Annotated in this window: 18 protein-coding genes and 1 pseudogene; 8 read left to right on the top strand and 11 right to left on the bottom strand. The window is 51.1% G+C overall.

Features of this window, described 5'->3' with window-relative positions; genetic code table 11:
• Positions 1 to 9: 9 nt before the first annotated feature.
• From SK32_RS07650 to SK32_RS07680, 7 genes are all read left to right on the top strand, one after another.
• On the top strand, positions 10 to 1,122 hold the full coding sequence (locus tag SK32_RS07650) for a 1-propanol dehydrogenase PduQ (protein ID WP_048212003.1): 1,113 nt from the start codon (positions 10 to 12) through the stop codon (positions 1,120 to 1,122).
• Complete coding sequence (gene pduS, locus SK32_RS07655) at positions 1,119 to 2,474, top strand: cobalamin reductase PduS (protein WP_048212004.1); 1,356 nt, start codon at positions 1,119 to 1,121, stop codon at positions 2,472 to 2,474. Before SK32_RS07650 ends, pduS begins: the two co-directional genes overlap by 4 nt.
• 2 nt (positions 2,475 to 2,476) lie before the next feature.
• Entirely contained in the window at positions 2,477 to 3,031 is a 555-nt protein-coding gene (gene pduT / locus SK32_RS07660; RefSeq protein WP_048212005.1) for a propanediol utilization microcompartment protein PduT, read from the top strand.
• On the top strand, positions 3,031 to 3,381 hold the full coding sequence (gene pduU / locus SK32_RS07665) for a propanediol utilization microcompartment protein PduU (RefSeq protein WP_048212006.1): 351 nt from the start codon (positions 3,031 to 3,033) through the stop codon (positions 3,379 to 3,381). The genes pduT and pduU overlap by 1 nt, the downstream gene beginning before the upstream one ends.
• Before the next feature lie 4 nt (positions 3,382 to 3,385).
• The gene (gene pduV / locus SK32_RS07670) at positions 3,386 to 3,838 is read left to right on the top strand and encodes a EutP/PduV family microcompartment system protein (protein WP_048212007.1); all 453 of its coding nucleotides are present in this window, start codon (positions 3,386 to 3,388) and stop codon (positions 3,836 to 3,838) included.
• Positions 3,823 to 5,037: an acetate/propionate family kinase gene (locus SK32_RS07675; RefSeq protein WP_048212008.1), complete on the top strand. Its 1,215-nt coding sequence runs from the start codon at positions 3,823 to 3,825 to the stop codon at positions 5,035 to 5,037. Before pduV ends, SK32_RS07675 begins: the two co-directional genes overlap by 16 nt.
• 92 nt (positions 5,038 to 5,129) lie before the next feature.
• Positions 5,130 to 5,996 (top strand): GHMP family kinase ATP-binding protein, encoded by an 867-nt coding sequence (locus tag SK32_RS07680; protein ID WP_048212009.1) that lies wholly within the window; start codon positions 5,130 to 5,132, stop codon positions 5,994 to 5,996.
• 39 nt (positions 5,997 to 6,035) lie between these two features.
• On the opposite strand, the gene SK32_RS07685 is transcribed toward SK32_RS07680, so the two are convergent.
• The 7 genes and pseudogenes from SK32_RS07685 to phsA form a co-directional block, all read right to left on the bottom strand.
• Positions 6,036 to 6,371 (bottom strand): DUF496 family protein, encoded by a 336-nt coding sequence (locus tag SK32_RS07685; RefSeq protein ID WP_005128046.1) that lies wholly within the window; start codon positions 6,369 to 6,371, stop codon positions 6,036 to 6,038.
• A 238-nt stretch (positions 6,372 to 6,609) separates the two neighbouring features.
• Entirely contained in the window at positions 6,610 to 7,668 is a 1,059-nt protein-coding gene (locus SK32_RS07690; protein WP_048212010.1) for an FUSC family protein, read from the bottom strand.
• A 107-nt stretch (positions 7,669 to 7,775) separates the two neighbouring features.
• Positions 7,776 to 8,243, bottom strand: coding sequence for a DNA gyrase inhibitor SbmC (gene sbmC / locus SK32_RS07695; RefSeq protein WP_005128054.1), 468 nt, complete (start codon positions 8,241 to 8,243; stop codon positions 7,776 to 7,778).
• Between the two features lie 124 nt (positions 8,244 to 8,367).
• Positions 8,368 to 9,540, bottom strand: a complete 1,173-nt coding sequence (gene dacD / locus SK32_RS07700; RefSeq protein ID WP_075551386.1) for a serine-type D-Ala-D-Ala carboxypeptidase DacD — start codon at positions 9,538 to 9,540, stop codon at positions 8,368 to 8,370.
• Positions 9,541 to 9,690: 150 nt separating this feature from the next.
• The gene (phsC, locus tag SK32_RS07705; RefSeq protein WP_005128058.1) at positions 9,691 to 10,458 is read right to left on the bottom strand and encodes a thiosulfate reductase cytochrome B subunit; all 768 of its coding nucleotides are present in this window, start codon (positions 10,456 to 10,458) and stop codon (positions 9,691 to 9,693) included.
• On the bottom strand, positions 10,455 to 11,033 hold the full coding sequence (phsB, locus tag SK32_RS07710) for a thiosulfate reductase electron transport protein PhsB (RefSeq protein ID WP_005128061.1): 579 nt from the start codon (positions 11,031 to 11,033) through the stop codon (positions 10,455 to 10,457). The genes phsC and phsB overlap by 4 nt, the downstream gene beginning before the upstream one ends.
• Positions 11,034 to 11,047: 14 nt before the next feature.
• Positions 11,048 to 13,320: pseudogene (gene phsA, locus SK32_RS07715) on the bottom strand (thiosulfate reductase PhsA).
• A gap of 397 nt (positions 13,321 to 13,717) precedes the next feature.
• On the opposite strand from phsA, the gene sbcB reads away from it, so the two are divergent.
• Entirely contained in the window at positions 13,718 to 15,142 is a 1,425-nt protein-coding gene (gene sbcB, locus SK32_RS07720; RefSeq protein ID WP_048212012.1) for an exodeoxyribonuclease I, read from the top strand.
• 39 nt (positions 15,143 to 15,181) lie between these two features.
• Here sbcB and tsuB read toward each other — a convergent pair whose 3' ends face one another.
• From tsuB to yoeI, 4 genes are all read right to left on the bottom strand, one after another.
• Positions 15,182 to 15,409, bottom strand: coding sequence for a thiosulfate utilization sulfurtransferase TsuB/YeeD (gene tsuB / locus SK32_RS07725; RefSeq protein ID WP_048212013.1), 228 nt, complete (start codon positions 15,407 to 15,409; stop codon positions 15,182 to 15,184).
• A 16-nt stretch (positions 15,410 to 15,425) separates the two neighbouring features.
• On the bottom strand, positions 15,426 to 16,484 hold the full coding sequence (gene tsuA, locus SK32_RS07730; protein WP_048212014.1) for a thiosulfate utilization transporter TsuA/YeeE: 1,059 nt from the start codon (positions 16,482 to 16,484) through the stop codon (positions 15,426 to 15,428).
• 176 nt (positions 16,485 to 16,660) lie between these two features.
• Complete coding sequence (gene plaP, locus SK32_RS07735; RefSeq protein ID WP_040231916.1) at positions 16,661 to 18,022, bottom strand: putrescine/proton symporter PlaP; 1,362 nt, start codon at positions 18,020 to 18,022, stop codon at positions 16,661 to 16,663.
• Positions 18,012 to 18,074 carry a membrane protein YoeI gene (yoeI, locus tag SK32_RS26705; protein ID WP_101741514.1) on the bottom strand — a complete coding sequence of 21 codons (63 nt, stop codon included), beginning with the start codon at positions 18,072 to 18,074 and terminating at the stop codon, positions 18,012 to 18,014. Before yoeI ends, plaP begins: the two co-directional genes overlap by 11 nt.
• Positions 18,075 to 18,210: the final 136 nt, after the last annotated feature.

Below are 18,210 nucleotides of genomic sequence, written 5' to 3' on the forward strand. Positions count from 1 at the left end.
GGGGCCGTTATGAAAAGCTTTTCACTGCAAACTCGATTGTACAGCGGCCAGGGAAGTCTGGATGTGCTCAAGCGCTTCAAAAATAAGCACATCTGGGTTATCTGCGATAGTTTTCTCGCGCGTTCTCCCTTGATTGAAAAGCTGCGAAATACGCTGCCCGCGGATAATCGCATCAGCATTTTCAGTGATATCACACCCGATCCAACCATTGGTACGGTAGTTCAAGGGATCGCACAAATGCAATCCCTGCAACCGGATGTGGTGATTGGTTTCGGCGGTGGCTCCGCACTTGACGCCGCAAAAGCCATCGTCTGGTTTAGCCGACAGTTCGGTATCGAAATTGAAACCTGTGTCGCGATCCCTACCACCAGCGGTACGGGATCGGAGGTGACCAGCGCCTGCGTGATTAGCGATCCGGACAAAGGCATTAAGTATCCATTATTCAATAATGCGCTTTACCCGGACATGGCCATCCTCGATCCGACGCTGGTCGTCAGCGTACCGCCAGCCATCACTGCGAATACCGGCATGGATGTGTTAACGCACGCGCTGGAAGCTTACGTGTCTACGAAGGCCAGCGACTTTACCGACGCACTGGCTGAGAAAGCGGCACAAATCGTCTTCCAGTACCTGCCTGTCGCCGTCAGTAAAGGCGACTGCCTGGCAACCAGAGGAAAAATGCACAACGCGTCAACGCTCGCCGGAATGGCATTTAGTCAGGCTGGACTGGGTATCAATCATGCGATTGCCCATCAGTTGGGCGGCCAGTTTCATCTGCCCCACGGACTCGCCAATGCGCTGCTGCTGACCCATGTCATTCATTTTAATGCCCGCGATCCCCGGGCCGCAAAGCGCTATGCCCGTTTCGCTAAAGCCTGCCACTTATGCCCGGATAACGCGAACGATACGACGGCTCTGAATGCGCTGATTCATCATATCGAACTACTCAAAAAACAGTGCGCATTGCCTGCATTTATTGATGCACTGAAAGACGAGAAGCATACCTGGTCGCAACGTATACCGTCGATGGTTCAGGCCGCGCTGGCTGATGTCACGTTGCAAACCAATCCCCGCGTAGCCGATGCCAGTGCCATTCAGGAACTGCTTGAGGAATTATTATGAAGACAGCCATGACGGCAGAACATGTTCTTTATGACGCACAAATGATACGCGATCGCGTGCGTGCAGCAGGCGTGGTTGGGGCCGGTGGTGCGGGATTTCCTGCACACGTTAAACTCCAGGCGCAGGTTGATACGTTTCTGGTGAACGCCGCAGAATGCGAGCCGATGCTGAAAGTTGACCAGCAATTGATGGCCGTCCAGGCTAAGCGACTTATCCGCGGCGTTCAATACGCTATGACGGCTACCGGCGCCAGTGACGGTATTATTGCGCTCAAAGAGAAATACCAGAAGGCTATCAATGCGTTAACGCCTCTTCTGCCTGCCGGCATCCGCTTACATATTTTACCCGATGTTTATCCGGCTGGTGATGAGGTGCTGACCATCTGGATGGCAACAGGCCGGAGAGTTCCACCTGCTGCGCTGCCAGTCAGCGTCGGCGTGGTGGTCAATAACGTCCAGACCGTGCTCAACATCGCCAGAGCGGTAGAACAACAGTACCCCGTTACCCGTCGTACTCTGACCGTCAACGGTGCGGTCGCCAGACCAATCACCCTCACCGTCCCTGTCGGCATGTCTTTACGCGACGTTTTGGCACTGGCCGGAGGCGCAACCGTTGATGACCCCGGCTTTATTAACGGTGGTCCGATGATGGGCGGCCTGATTACCTCTCTGGATACCCCTGTGAGCAAGACCACCGGAGGCCTGCTGGTTTTGCCTAAGTCTCATGCGTTGATTCAGCGGCGGATGCAGGATGAACGTACTGTGCTTTCCGTCGCGAAAACCGTTTGCGAACAGTGCCGTTTGTGTACGGACTTATGCCCAAGGCACTTGATTGGCCACGAGTTATCACCGCACCTGCTGGTTCGCGCGGTTAATTATCAGCAGGCAGCCACGCCGCAGTTGCTGCTCACGGCCCTGACCTGTTCAGAATGCAATGTCTGTGAAAGTGTGGCTTGTCCGGTAGGGATTTCACCGATGCGCATCAACCGCATGCTTAAACGCGAGCTGCGGGCGCTCAACCATCGATATGAAGGGCCGCTAAATCCTGAGGATGAAATGGCCAAGTACCGGCTGATCCCGGTTAAGCGCCTTATCACCAAACTGGGTCTTAACGACTGGTATCACGACGCGCCACTGGCTGAGACTGATTATCCCACAGATAAAACGACGCTGTTGCTACGCCAGCATATTGGTGCCAGCGCCATTCCATGCGTACAGCAAGGCGAACGCGTTGTTCGCGGTCAATGCGTCGCCGATGTGCCGTCCGGAGCATTAGGCGCACCTGTCCACGCCAGTATTGACGGTATTGTCAGCGAAATTACTGAACAATCCATCACGGTAATAAGAGGTTAATCATGTCTCAGGCTATAGGGATTTTAGAACTCACCAGCATTGCCAAAGGAATGGAAGCTGGTGATGCCATGTTAAAAAGCGCGAATGTGAATTTGCTGGTAAGCAAAACCATCTGCCCGGGAAAATTTCTGCTCATGCTCGGCGGTGACGTAGGTGCAGTTCAGCAGGCGATCGCCACCGGCACCTCTCTTGCTGGCGATATGCTCGTTGACAGTCTGGTACTGCCTAACATTCACGCCAGCGTACTTCCTGCGATTAGTGGATTAAACAGCGTGGATCAGCGCCAGGCCGTAGGCATTGTTGAAACATGGAGCGTTGCGGCCTGCATCTGCGCCGCCGACCGTGCGGTTAAAGCCTCCAACGTCACGCTGGTACGCGTCCATATGGCATTTGGTATAGGCGGCAAGTGCTACATGGTTGTCGCAGGCGACGTGTCTGATGTGAATAACGCCGTGACGGTTGCCAGCGAAAGCGCGGGTGAAAAAGGTCTGCTGGTTTATCGCTCGGTCATCCCTCGCCCACATGAAAGCATGTGGCGACAAATGGTGGAAGGATAATGGACAGACAACCGCCGACGGATCGCATGATCCAGGAATACGTACCCGGCAAGCAGGTCACGCTGGCGCACCTTATTGCTAATCCAGGTAAGGATTTATTCAAAAAACTGGGGTTGCAGGATTCAGTCTCGGCCATTGGTATTTTAACCATTACGCCCAGTGAAGCCTCAATTATCGCCTGTGATATCGCCACAAAGTCCGGGGCGGTAGAGATTGGTTTTCTCGATCGTTTTACCGGTGCAGTAGTACTGACGGGCGATGTTTCCGCCGTTGAGTACGCGCTGAAACAGGTAACCAGAACGCTTGGCGAAATGATGCGTTTTACTGCATGCCCTATTACCCGGACGTAACCACATGAAACGCATCATGCTAATTGGCCCCAGCCAGTGCGGTAAAACATCGCTCACACAATGTTTGCATGGAGAAGCACTTCATTACCAGAAAACTCAGGCGATTGTCTGGTCGCCAACGACAATAGACACGCCGGGTGAATATCTTGAGAACCGCTGCCTGTACAGTGCGTTACTGGCCAGCGCTTGTGAAGCCGACATTATCGCTCTGGTACTGAATGCCGACGCCCCATGGTCACCTTTTTCTCCAGGTTTTACGGGTCCAATGAACAGACCTGTTATCGGCCTCGTCACCAAAGCCGATTTAGCTAACCCTCAGAAGATTTCACTCATAGAAAGCTGGTTGGTGCAGGCTGGGGCGCAGAACGTGTTTGTCACCAGCGCGCTGGAGAATACCGGGGTCGATGAGATGTTCATTTTTCTGAATGCAAAGGAACCGTCATGTCTCACAAAATAATGGCCATTAACGCGGGGAGCTCCTCGCTTAAGTTTCAGTTACTGGCGATGCCGCAGGGTGAAATGATCTGCCAGGGGCTGATTGAACGTATCGGGATGTCTGACGCGCAGGTCACGCTTAAAACACCCGTACAGAAATGGCGGCAGACGTTACCCGTTGCCGATCACCGTGAAGCAGTAACTCTGTTACTGGAAAAACTGCTTAGCCTGAACATCATCAAAAGTCTGGAAGAGATCGATGGCGTCGGTCATCGCGTCGCACATGGTGGTGAGTCCTTTAAAGACTCAGCCCTCGTCAATGATGAAACACTGGCCGAAATCGAGCGTCTTGCAGAACTGGCACCGCTACATAACCCGGTTAATGCGCTGGGGATCGCAGTTTTTCGTCAGTTATTACCCGAAGCACCTGCCGTCGCAGTTTTTGACACTGCTTTTCATCAGACGCTGGCTGAGCCTTCTTTTATTTATCCTCTACCCTGGCGCTATTACTCAGAGCTGGGAATTCGGCGTTACGGTTTTCATGGTACCAGCCACAAATACGTCAGTACCGCGTTGGCTGAAAAGCTGGGCGTCCCGCTCAGCGCACTGCGCGTCGTATGTTGTCATCTTGGTAATGGCAGCAGCATCTGTGCTATCAAGGGCGGAAAATCGGTGAATACCTCAATGGGCTTTACGCCACAGTCTGGCGTGATGATGGGTACGCGCAGCGGAGATATTGACCCGTCAATTTTACCGTGGATTGCCCTGCGCGAAGGCAAAACACCGCAGCAACTTAACCAGCTCCTCAACAATGAATCGGGATTACTTGGGGTTTCCGGTATCTCATCAGACTATCGTGACGTTGAACACGCCGCAGACGAAGGCGACTCACAGGCTGCACTCGCACTTACGCTGTTTGCAGAGCGAATTCGTGCCACAATAGGCAGTTATATTATGCAGATGGGCGGTCTGGATGCTTTGGTATTTACGGGTGGAATTGGTGAAAACTCAGCCCGAGCACGCGCTGCGATTTGCCACAATCTGAATTTCTTAGGTCTGGCTGTTGATGATGAAAAAAATCAGCGCAACGCAACCTTCATTCAAACTGAAACGGCGCTGGTCAAAGTGGCCGTTATAAATACCAATGAAGAGTTGATGATCGCGCAGGATGTTATGCGTATAGCGATATCAGAAACTGTGACATTGGGCATCCCTGCTTAATTCTGCCGCACCGCAAATTGCGGCAAATCATGGTAATAGCGCGATCGCCATGACACTATGCGCCGAGGATTGCTGATCACAAAGGTGAAGACGTGGCTATTGCGCAATGTCCTGCATCGTGCGGGGAACTTATCCAGGGCTGGATTCTGGGCAGTGAGAAGCTGGTCTCCTGCCCGGTTGAATGGTATAGCACCGTTGAGGTCAGTTCGGGTTCACCACAAGTGGATGAACGCCCACTCTCGCGAGCGATGGTTGACCGGTTATTGCAGCACTGGCACTACCCGGCGCATATCAGTCAGGATATTCGTATAGATATCCAGTCAACGATTCCCATTGCGAAAGGAATGGCCAGTAGCACCGCAGATATTGCCGCCACCGCGCTTGCCACCGCTCATTTTCTGGGTCATCAGCTTGATGAACCTACACTGGCACAGCTTTGCGTTTCTCTTGAACCTACCGACAGCACCGTTTTCCACCAGTTAACCCTTTTCGATCATAACGACGCCTCTACGCAAATTCCCTGTGAAGCGCAGCCCCAGCTTGACCTGTTGGTTCTGGAAAGCCCGGAAACATTACGTACCGCAGATTATCACCGCATTCCGCGCCAGCCCGGGTTACAGGCCGGTGCTCCCGCGCTTAAACGCGCATGGGAAAAAGTACAGGAAGCCTGTATTAGCCAAAATCCCTATCGGATGGGGGAGGCCGCCACGCTTAGCGCAATCGCCAGCCAAATGTTGTTGCCAAAACCGGATTTCGATTCGATATTGGCGCTGGTAGAAGAGTGCGATTTATACGGGGTGAATGTTGCGCACAGCGGCAGCGTGGTGGGTTTGATGCTGGACAGAAAACGTCATGATGTTGATTACATCAAATGGATGCTGGCACAGAAAAAACTGACAACTCACTGGCCTGAGCAGCATTTATTGCGGATGGTAACTGGCGGGGTAAAACTACAGTAGGGGTCGCCGCTTAGCAGCGCCCCCTACTGCCATAAAACGTTACTCTGCTTTCGCTTCGCCGTTTTTCACTTCACCCATGGCTTTCAGCTTTTTAGAGATATCACGACGCTCTTTAGAGATCTCTGCATTCTTGATGATGTAATCATCTACACGATCTTCATAGTCGCTTTTCATGCTGGCGATGATACCCTGGATAGCATCAACGCTCATGCCCGGCTTGATGTAGTCGCTCAGGTTGTCCAGCAGCAGGACGCGTTTCTGGTTGTCACGGATCTTTTTCTCAACGTCCTGGATTTCACGTTGCAGTTTGTTTTTACGACGGAACAGACGAACAAATTCCAGCACGTCCTGGAAAGAAGGCTTGGTAGTTTCCATTTTTACACCCCTGATAATGTGAGATTCGGATTCGTTAAAACAACGGCTAAAGTGGGTCAACATTACTTTCATGCCCGCCATACTTCAAGTTGCATCTGCATTGATAATGCATGGCTGAAACCTGAATTATCGAGGGTAAAGCCATTGTAGTTACCAATGGTTTTAGCCTTTTTCAGTATCATACCCTTAATCTTTGCTGAATCGAAGCAGCAGTAGAACCAATCCCCTTATCTGCTCTTTATTTGCGCAGCGCGCGACAAATCAAATGTGAGAGCAATTCCAGTTGCCGTGCCATCTCCATATTCAACCAGACATAGCCATGAATAGGTGTTTCAGCAACATTATCGCCTTTATGCTCAGCGATGAGTTGGCGCAACTCCGCCACGGTGTCATTGAGCTTTTCCGTATTGACAAGTATCGGCTGCGGATTACCTTCATATAGCGCATGAGTGATCGTCAGTAGCGCTTGTTGCGTTCTGAGCTGAGTTTCACGCAAGGTATGCGCGTTCAGCATCACAAAGTGACTGGTACGTGTCGCCCACAGCGCGTTGATTTGCAGCTCAAGCATGCACACCAGGTTGCGGTTAACCGTCTGAATAGCTTCAAAGATGGATTTTTGGATGTGGGTCTCTTTACTGGCAGGAACGATGAGTCCACGCATTTTGACAACGTCACTCAGTAGTTGTTGTAAATGCTTCTCCAGTCGGGGCTGCTCGAGCAAATTGGGGGAGAGCGCGGCCTGATACACCCGATTGTACCCCGTTACACAATGCGCCAGTTGAATACGCCAGTGAATAAATGCCCGCTGCGGCCAGATGCCGGTAAACAGCATCGCCAGTAACGATCCCAGAATCACGTCGCCACCGCGCCACAACGCTGTATTCATGTCACCCGCAGGAGCCCCGACGACGACGGCAAGCGTTATACCAATCAGCAACGCCTGATAGGGTTTTTTACCTAAGGCCAGCCAGCCGCAGAGAAACATCGCTACTGCGCACCATATCAGCATAAGCGGAAGTGACAAGAGTTCGAGACGCAGAGCAACCAGCCCAAGTACTGAGCCCAGAATCGTCCCGCCAATGCGTTCAAGCGCTCTTGGGACGACATTACCCCAGAATGAAATAGGCCCCATAATCACCACCAGCGTGATCAGAGGCCACGTACCTTCAGGAATATCCAGCAGGCGAACCAACAGAAAAGTAAGAAGAAACGCCAGCGCAATGCGAATACCGTGCACTACACGATAATGACGATACAAACGAATTTCAAAAGGACTCAGCGACTTATCGGCACGCACTCATCCACTCCGTCAGGGAATAGCAAAGAACAGAATTGTACCTGCTTTTTTAGTGAAAACATCATCGTTATCACCAGGACTTTCATCCTGATTTACACAAAAAACAGCTACTTCGGCTGTACCGGCACATACATTTCGATGTCCCAGTAACCGTCTTCCATGCCATTATTCATATAAATCTCAAAACAGGGTTTGGCGGCTATCTGGTATGTTGCGTCCTGTAGCAGAAGATTAAAAAATTGATACCATGGCGTCGCAAAGTCATGATTTTCAACACGAGCAACAGCAATAGCATACTCACCACCGGCCAGTTCAGTCAGTATCACACCTTCGCTGTTCTCTGGGATCTCGAAATTCTCTGCGACGGAAACCACAGTATCGCAGCGCAGTTTGTCAGCAGGCACAACATCCGGGTTGTCGTAATAAACGGCGATCCATTCCAGCGGCACTATCTGCTTGTCATCCACCCACATGACTAACTGCTCAAAACCCTGCTTTACCGTTTGCTCCCACGGTCCAACCATATGGAAACCAGCAATCCTGCGTTTATCGACCTGCTTTATCTCGTACTCCATATAACCTCCGTCATTACACTGTATTTATATACAGTGCAATTATTGTATATTACGGCCACAAGGAAATAGTGATTATTATGTGAGCAGTTTCGCACTCTTGCCAGTCAGTAGCATGGGTGAAAAATTACACCTTATGGTGGAAGTAATCGCTCAGACGCGAAAATACGCCGCCTTTACTGACCGATTCCAGGGTGACCAGTGGCCAATGCGCCACCAGCTTATCCCTGTCATAGAGTTCAATTTCCCCCACGCGTTGATGCGCGGCAATAGGCGCTACCAATTCTTTCTTATCAAGAACATATTTTGCTTTGATATTCTGGACTTCAGCCTTAGGAAGCGCCATCCAGAAATCCTGATCGGTACCGAGGCTAATTTTTTCTTTATCGCCATACCAGATTCGTTCGACGCCGACTTGCTTACCGCTACGCAAAACCTGCACCGTATCAAAATTTTGTTGCCCCCACTGCAGCAGTTTGCGTGCCTGATCCTCGCGCCCTTTCGCGCTCTCGGCTCCCATGACCACGGCAATCAAGCGACGTTGTCCATCAACTGCGGAGGCGATCAGGTTAAATCCTGCCCCGGATGTGTGCCCGGTCTTCAGGCCATCGATGTTCATCGTTTTATCCCACAGCAGCCCGTTACGGTTTTGCTGCGTGATACCATTCCAGGTAAGACTCTTCTCACTGTACATGTGGTAGAACTCAGGTTCCCCGTGAATAATCGCCCGGGACAACACGGCCAGATCGTAGGCCGAGCTATGCTGGCCTGGCGCGTCCAGCCCATGCACCGTTTCGAAATGTGTATCTTTAAGCTTCAGCTTCTCAACGTAACTGTTCATCATCGCGACAAACTGTGGCTGTCCACCCGCGATGTAATCCGCCAGCGCGACGCATGCGTCATTGCCGGAATCAACAATTAAGCCGCGACTTAAATCGCGTACTGACACGCGATCGCCTTCTTTCAGGAACATTAATGATGAGCCTACAAACACCGGATTATCTTTCGCCCATGCGTCACGTCCGACAGTGACGATATCCGTTGGGCTAATGCGATGGCTATCAATCGCGCGATCGACAACATAGCCGGTCATTAACTTGGTCAGGCTGGCGGGGTTGCGTTGCTGGTGTTCATTACCGGCGGTCAGGGTTTGGCCCGTGGTGTAATCCATAAGCACCCACGCGCCAGCATTGATGGCGGGAGGCCGAGGTGCAAAACTGGCGACATCAGTCGCATAAGCGGACGAAAAACTTATCGCGAATAGCGAAGCGGCAATAAACAAACGGCGTTTCAACAGCATGTCCTCATAACCAGGAGAAATAGCCGTTCTTTTTACGGAAGTTCTGCCGAACAAACATGGATAAATTGCAAGAAAATGTGACATAAGGCACATTTTCTTGCTGTTAAAGAAAAAAGTCAGACGGACTTCCCCTGCAAAATACGCGCAGGATTAGCCTTTATGTGATGCTGTTTCTGCATGATGGCTGCGATGACGGTGATAGCCGTCAATCATGCTGCGAAAGATTTGCCCCGGTGTGTCACCCAATGTGCACAGGTAAATATGTGCACAAATGAACAGAATGCCAACAATCGCCAACACCATATGCAGCACCAGCACCACCGGCCCGGCGCCTATAATCTGCGGGTAAAGACAGAGCAACCCGGTAATGATTAACAGCGGAACCAACGCATACATGATGGCCAGATAGGCTAACTGTTGCAGGGGGTTAAATTTATTCTCCGCTGTTGCCGCAAACGGATGTGCCTCACCTTTCATTATCCCATACAGATAAAAACGCGTTTGCAGCAGGCAACGCGTTATCAACCCGCTGAATTGCACACGATAGTGACTACCGTTGCCGCTTGTGGCATTGATCATGACGAAGCCAATCCAGAAAGCCAGTAATGCGAATCCACACCAGGTGTGCACCTGCACCATCAGCGCTACCGGTCCGATAGAAAAATGGCCGAACAAACCGCTGAGCAGAAGCAGGATAAAAAGCAGCGCATTTCCCCAGTGCCAACGGCGGACAGCCAATGAGTAGAGATAGTCACGGTGCTCTTCTCCGGCTGCCGTTTTGGGTGCCAGCATTCGACGCAGCAGTGCATGCATCACCAGACCGGCAATCATCAACAGAATGACTACGCCGGCATAAATGAGCCACAGCGGCCAGTAGTCTGGCGCATAGTTAAGCTCTGCTCCCCAGATAGAATTCATACTTTTCCCTCCTGATGAATCTCTTTACGCCGAAAAATACTCACCGCACCGCTACGCGTATCCTGCTGACGGTAAACCTCTTTTTGAAGAATCCAGTGCTGAATTTCAGGGTCATCACGGCGACCAAACTTCAGCGCATCCGTAGGGCATACGGAAACACAGGCAGGCGATTGTCCAGCGTCCAGACGGGTGTCTGCGCAAAAGTTACATTTATCTGCAATTCCTGTTTGTGGGTTCAGGTAGCGCACATGGAACGGACAGGCAGCTACGCAATAATCACAGCCAATACAGCGGGACTTGTCCACCTGCACAATGCCGTTTTCGTCCCGAAACGAAGCGCCAGTCGGACAGACGCTGACACAAGGCGCATCTTCGCAGTGCTGGCAGGAGACGCGGACAAACTGAAAGTGAGACAGCACCTCAGGTTCGTTTTCCGGTGAGCGGATCTGCACCTGCAGCCGGCTAAAACCTTCTGGCACATCATTCAGAACTTTGCAGGCAACTGTGCACGCCTGACAACCAATACAGCGTTTCTCGTCATGCAGCATGACATACGGATTTGTTGACTGATTCATGATGTTCTCCTTTCTCATGCCCGACGAAGCGTAACGCCAGCGGTATGGACCACTGTGCCGGATACCGGACTGGTTACATGCGGAAGCAGGTTGCCACAGTGGATCCCATGCGTTGTCGCTGCGGTTTTCGCGCCAGCCTTGGCGCCGAATCCCATATAGACGAACAGCGTGTCGGGTCGAATACCGGCAGTGACCAGCGCTTTGCCTTTCTCCTTACCCGTCGCATTTTCAAGCCAGATGTCATCGCCGCTTTTAATCCCTTTTTCTCCAGCCGTTTTCGGGTGGATCCACACCGCGTTATCCCACATCAGTTCGCTGAGTAATGGGACATATTGCGTCGCGCCATTGGTGTGAACTGCGACTTTGCCTTGAATGAAATAGAGTTCATTGTCGGCCTTGAGCGCAAAATTGCGTGCACGCGGAATACCATAGCCCGGCAGGAGAGTTTCCAGTTCTTCGGAATAAAGTTCGATCTTTCCGGATGGGGATTTGAAGCGCAGTTGTTCGCCATACGAACCGTCATTGTCAACGGCCACTGCTCCCGGATACTGCGCAGTAAACTGGCGTACCGATTCAGGCTCACGGAGTAACAGTGGAACGCCCCACTCCCGATACCCTTTCTGGCGCAGTTCAGCAGATAACGCATGGTCACCATTGAGCTGATACAACTGGCGTACTTGCATATCTTGCCACGGATAGTACTGCCCAAGACCCAATTGCTCACCCAGCTCTTTCCAGATTTGCCAGCTTGGGCGCGCATCACCGATAGGCTCAACGACCTGCTGGCGCAGCGCATAGGCCGGATTCAGCCCCGACATATCAGAGACTTCTTCATCGCGTTCGAGATAGGTGCATTCAGGTAACAGGTAATCGGCATAGGCCGCGCTTTCGCTTAAATAGACATCGCAGCTCACCACCAGATCCAACTGCTCAACGGTTTTGACCAGATCCGGCCGACAGGTCACGGTTTGAAAAGGGTTATGCCGGGACATAATCCATCCTTTCACCGGATAAGGCGTCTGGTTTAACACAGCATCGATAATGCTCTGCACCACCCCACCGCCCGCAGCGATGTATTTGAATTGCGGCGCGACCAGGTCAATACGCTGCGCCGTTGGCTTAGGGAGTTTGGCATCCGGTTTCGCCAGCACCGGAGCCACCTTCTCTCCTGCCAGCTTATTGTAGGTTGCAGCGGCTTTTTTCTGGTACATGCCGCCTTCGCGCTCAATATTTCCCAGCAGCACGTTGAGGGTGAAAATCATGCGCCGCATGTCGATCTCTTCCTGCGAAAAAGTCGCACGGTGACCAGGGCTGACAATCGCATGGGGGGCGCAGGCCGCCATTTCTCGAGTCACCCGGGTAATGACATCCGCAGGCACGTCGGCCAACTTTTGTGCCCATTCCGGCGTGGCCTCTTGTACTACCTCTGCCAGTTGGTCAAAACCTGTTGTGTAGCGTTCAACGAATCCCGCGTCATACAATTTTTCAGTAATCATGACGTGGCACATCGCCATCAGCACCGGTAAGTCGCCCCCCGGTTTAATCGCATGCCATTCATCCGCCTTACTGGAAAATACCGACAGCCGGGGGTCGAAGCTGACCATCTTCGCGCCCTTCTCTTGTGCGGTCATCAGTTCATGAGTATCAGCAACCTCAATCCCTTCATAGAGGTTATGTCCAAAAGAGACCATATAGCGGGTATTGGCGATATCCATTGCTAAATCCCCACCCATCATCACTTTGGCGGCAATGGCTTTACCTGCTGGACAAGTTGAAGCGTGCGTAAAGGTATTTGGTGAGCCAAAAGCCGTCGCCAAATGAAATAAATGGCCGGAAAGCGAACCAGATTTAGAGGAGAATACAACGCCCTGCGGCCCATATTGATTTTTTATTGCCGCCATCTTTTCGGCAATTTCTTTATACGCCTGTTGCCAGCTAATGACCTGCCATTCGCCACTGCCACGCGGCCCGGTGCGTTTCATTGGTTTAACAATCCGGTGCGGGTCGTTTATCAGGCTAACACTGCTGCCCCCACGAGCACAAACGCGCGTGCCTTGCTGAGGGGCATTAGGGTTTCCCTGGATAAAAACTGTTTTATTATTAATCACCTGAGCCTGAATTGGACAGCGAAAGGAACACATTTCACACAGACTCGGCGTCAGGGATGTTTTCCCTTTAATACTCTCTGGTGAATTTCGCGCCAGTGCGCCAGGGGGAAACTGCCTATTGCACAGGCCGAGCAGCCAATACCCACACCCCGCAAAAAATTACGCCGACTAATTCTCATATAACCTCCTGTTATTAGATATATCCAATGATTATATGGCCTTTAAATTATTAATTTTTAACCTTACTCACATTTCATTACAATGAAATTCCGTTAACTGGCAAGAATAAAACTCATTGTTTATAAAAGAGTTTTAAAGTTTCCAGAACACACTACCAAACGTAAAAATAACAATAATAGTTCTCAATTAGCTTATTTATGCACTCACAAAATAACGTTATCTTATTTCATGAAATATCCTTAAAACCCCAAATCTATTAATTCATTTTATTTTAATCACGTTTACCGCAATTTTATTGCGGCCACCGCCGGGCATTGATAATCCCGTTGCTGATTACCGCGCTATTTTTTGGTATTCTTAGATAAGCGCTAAATTGATCCCGGACATAACTGAACAATGAATGACGGCAAGCAGCAACCTGGTTTTCTCTTCCACGATTACGAGACCTTTGGTACCCATCCGGCACTGGACAGACCCGCACAGTTTGCGGCCATCCGCACAGATAGCGATTTCAATATCATTGGCGATCCCGAAGTCTTTTACTGCAAGCCCGCCGACGACTATCTGCCACAACCCGAAGCGGTACTGATAACCGGTATTACGCCGCAAGAAGCACGTGAAAAGGGTGAGAACGAAGCCGCTTTTGCTGCCCGTATCCATGCGCTGTTTACCGTGCCGAAAACGTGTATCCTCGGCTATAACAATGTGCGCTTCGATGATGAAGTGACACGTAATATCCTGTATCGCAATTTTTATGATCCCTACGCCTGGAGCTGGCAGAACGACAATTCTCGCTGGGATTTGCTGGATGTAATGCGCGCCTGCTATGCGCTACGACCGGAAGGGATCAACTGGCCAGAAAACGACGATGGTCTACCCAGTTTCCGCCTTGAGCTCCTGACCCGCGCCAACGGTATTGAGCATGCTAATGCCCACGATGCGATGGCAGACGTGTATGCCACCATTGCAATGGCGCAACTCGTAAAGTCACGTCAGCCGCGTCTGTTTGACTATCTCTACAGTCACCGCAATAAACACAAGCTGGCTGCGTTGATTGATGTCCCGCAAATGAAGCCCTTAGTGCATGTATCTGGAATGTTCGGTGCATGGCGAGGTAACACCAGTTGGGTTGCCCCGCTTGCCTGGCATCCGGATAATCGTAATGCGGTTATTATGGTCGACTTAGCGGGTGATATTTCTCCCTTGCTTGAACTGGATAGCGACACCCTGCGCGCACGTCTTTACACCGCCAAAGCCGATCTGGGGGATAACGCAGCGGTGCCGGTTAAACTGGTGCATATCAACAAATGCCCGGTTCTGGCACAGGCTAATACGTTACGTCCGGAAGATGCCGATCGTCTCGGAATTAACCGCCAGCATTGCCTGGATAATCTTAAAGTCCTGCGTGAAAACCCGCAGGTGCGCGATAAAGTGGTGGCTATTTTTGCCGAAGCAGAACCCTTTGCGCCATCGGATAACGTAGATGCGCAGTTATACAACGGTTTTTTCAGCGATGCCGACCGCGCCGCAATGAAGATCGTTCTGGAAACCGAACCTCGAAATTTACCCGCACTGGACATCACTTTTGTCGACAAGCGCATTGAAAAACTGTTGTTTAATTATCGCGCACGCAATTTCCCCGGAACACTGGATGAGGGGGAGCAGCAACGCTGGCTGGATCATCGTCGTCAGGTATTCACACCGGAGTTTTTGCAAAATTACGCGAATGAATTGCAGATGTTGAGTCAGCAATATGCTGACAATAAAGAGAAGCTGGTGCTACTGAAATCACTCTGGCAGTATGCGCAAGAGATAGTCTGAAGATGAAATGCCCTCCGCCAGACGGCGGAGGGATCCTGGTTACGCTTTCTGCACCGTAATGCTCCAGGCGGCGTCACCCACCTGTTGATAATCAGTAATCACGTGCCCCTCTTCGGCGGCCCATTGCGGGATTGCCTCAGTTGCCTGGGTACAGTCAAATTCGATCACCAGTTCATCACCACTTGCCATTTCAGCCAGTGCCGCTTTTGCTTCAATCAGTGGAAACGGACAAACCTGTGTGACCACATCCAGTCTTTTAATTGCCATCATCAAATCCTTACGCTTAATTTGCCGCAGCAGCGACTAGTTTTGCCTTACGCTGCGGTCTGATATACACAATCCATGACGCGGTCCAGACACCGAAAATCATAAAGACCAGGCCAACCCATCCCTGCCAGGTCATCATCGCCGTCATAACCAGACCGTTGCCAATCGAACAGCCACCCGCGATGCTGGCACCAAAGCCCATTAACAGACCACCAAAACCGCTACGCAGCGTGGTGGGTGCGTCGGCTGCGCGAACGCGAAATTCGCGACTGGCTTTCGCTGCAATAAATGAGCCGATAAAAATGCCCAGCACCAGGAACACTCCCCAGTTAATAAACTTACTGTCGCCTGCGACAAGAAATTGCAAAATATTGGCGGTTGGTGACGTGATACCCAGGCCAAACATTCGTCCGGTTGCTTCGCTCAGCGGCCATGCCAACAGCGCAATCAGCCCAATCAGAACCGCAGTAACAAATGGATGCCAGCGCTTCTCAAACAAAATATGCGCAAGGCCGGTACGACGAGGCGGTAGCGTAGCGACTTTCAATTTTGGTTTTCTCAGCTCTTTCGCTACCACCCACACTGTAACCGCCAGCAGAATAGCGATCAGTGGCCATACGGACAGGCTCAACGTATCGGCAATGGAGTTATGCTCAGTACTGTAGGTTTTCAGCGCCTGATTCAGCCCACTCGCATGCGTAGAGCGCATCACCGCACTCATCACCATATAGGTAAACAGCGCAATCCAGCTACCGATAAGCCCTTCTCCTGCACGATACCAGGTTCCGGTAGCACACCCGCCCGCATAAACAATTCCGATACCAAAGACATAACCACCAACAACGGTTCCCAGCCATGGGAAGGGGCCGGCATCATAGCTGAGTACACCCGCCTGAATCAGCGCAAAGACACCCACGCTTTGCACAGAGATGGCTATCAGTAGCGCATAGAACATACGATTGTTTTTCGCAATATACATATCGCGAAAGCCGCCCGTCAGACAGAATCGTCCACGTTGCATGACAAAGCCAAGCAGCGCGCCACAGATGAGCCCGCTTAAGATCATTGAAAACATAAATTAATTAGCCAGAAGTATATTAGTCAGGAAATTATTAATGACTAACGGGTTCAGAACCAATAACCAAATTCTCTAATTTAGAACTAACGGTTATTAATATTGGCTGGAAATAAAGCAGAGGAATAAAAAAACCGGAGAACATGTCTCCGGTTTTTCGATGTCAGATTAGGTTATTACGCGATATCTTCATCGTACTGCGGTACCGGGTTGCGGAAACTCTTGGTCACACAAGCCAGGTAGATCAGACCAATACCAGCCCAGATCAGCCCCAGAACCATAGAGCTCTCTTCCAGGTTCACCCACAGCGCCCCCACGGTCAGCGCACCGCACATCGGCAGGAACAAATACTGGAAGTGGTCTTTCAGCGTCTTGTTACGCTTCTCACGGATCCAGAACTGGGAGATTACCGACAGGTTAACGAAGGTAAACGCCACCAGCGCACCAAAGTTAATCAGCGCCGTCGCCATCACCAGGTCGAAGTTGATTGCCAGCAGGGCAATCGCGCCAACCAGGATGATGTTCATGGACGGAGTACGCCATTTCGGGTGTACATAACCGAAGAAACTTTTCGGGAATACACCGTCACGCCCCATCACGTACATCAGACGCGCTACGCCAGCATGCGCCGCCATCCCGGATGCCAATACGGTAATGGTGGAGAAAATCAGCGCACCGACCTGGAAGAACTTACCGGCTACGTACAGCATGATTTCAGGCTGTGAAGCATCCGGGTCCTTGAAGCGAGAGATATCCGGGAAATACAACTGCAACAGATAAGTGGAGACAATAAAGATCAGGCCACCAATCAGTGCGGTCAGGAAAATTGCACGCGGGATCACGCGCTCAGCATCCTTGGTCTCTTCAGAGAGGTTGCTGATACCGTCGAAACCAGTGAACGAGAAGCACAGGATAGTAGCCCCTGTGATCATTGGAATCACGTGTGCGTCACCTGACCAGAACGGACGGCTGCTCACCAGCGTACCCGCCCCTTCCCCTTCGAACACGCCATAAACGACCATGCCGAGGATTACCGCAATCAACACGACCTGCAACAGCACGATCACGGTGTTGAAGTTCGCGACAGATTTGAGGCTGCGCAGGTTAAAAGCGGTCATAAAGGCCACCAGTGCTACCACGAAAATCCATGACGGTATCGACGGCACCAGAGCTTCAAAATAGATTTTCGCCAACAGAATGTTGATCATCGGTGCGAACAGATAGTCCAGCAGTGATGACCAACCCACCATAAAGCCAACGGTCGGGCTAATGGATTTCTGGGCGTAAGTGTAGGCAGAGCCTGCAGACGGATAGCGACGCACCAGTTTACCGTAGCTCAGTGCGGTAAAAAGGATGGCGATCAGTGCAAAGGCGTAAGCTGTCGGGACGTGACCATCGGTCATTCCTGATACGATACCGAATGTATCGAACAGCGTCATCGGCTGCATATAGGCAAGGCCCATCATGACAACCGGAACCAGCGTAAGCGTTTTACGTAATTCCACGCGAGAGGTGTTTGGAGTAGCGTTATGCGACATGGTTATCCTCCATTACGGCGGAAACCGTCGCGTAAGCAAAAAATTGCCCCATTTTTTGTTAATCCTCAGCGACAACAACTGTCGATTTTTAAGTAAGTATCTATCCGGTACGAAGCCCGGCCTCTTTTATGAATGATTGGTTTGATGCAAAAAAATAACCGACGCGTATTAAAACGTCGGTTAATCTC

Origin of the sequence: Citrobacter sp. MGH100, assembly GCF_001034465.1 — a bacterium.
GTDB lineage: Bacteria > Pseudomonadota > Gammaproteobacteria > Enterobacterales > Enterobacteriaceae > Citrobacter > Citrobacter youngae.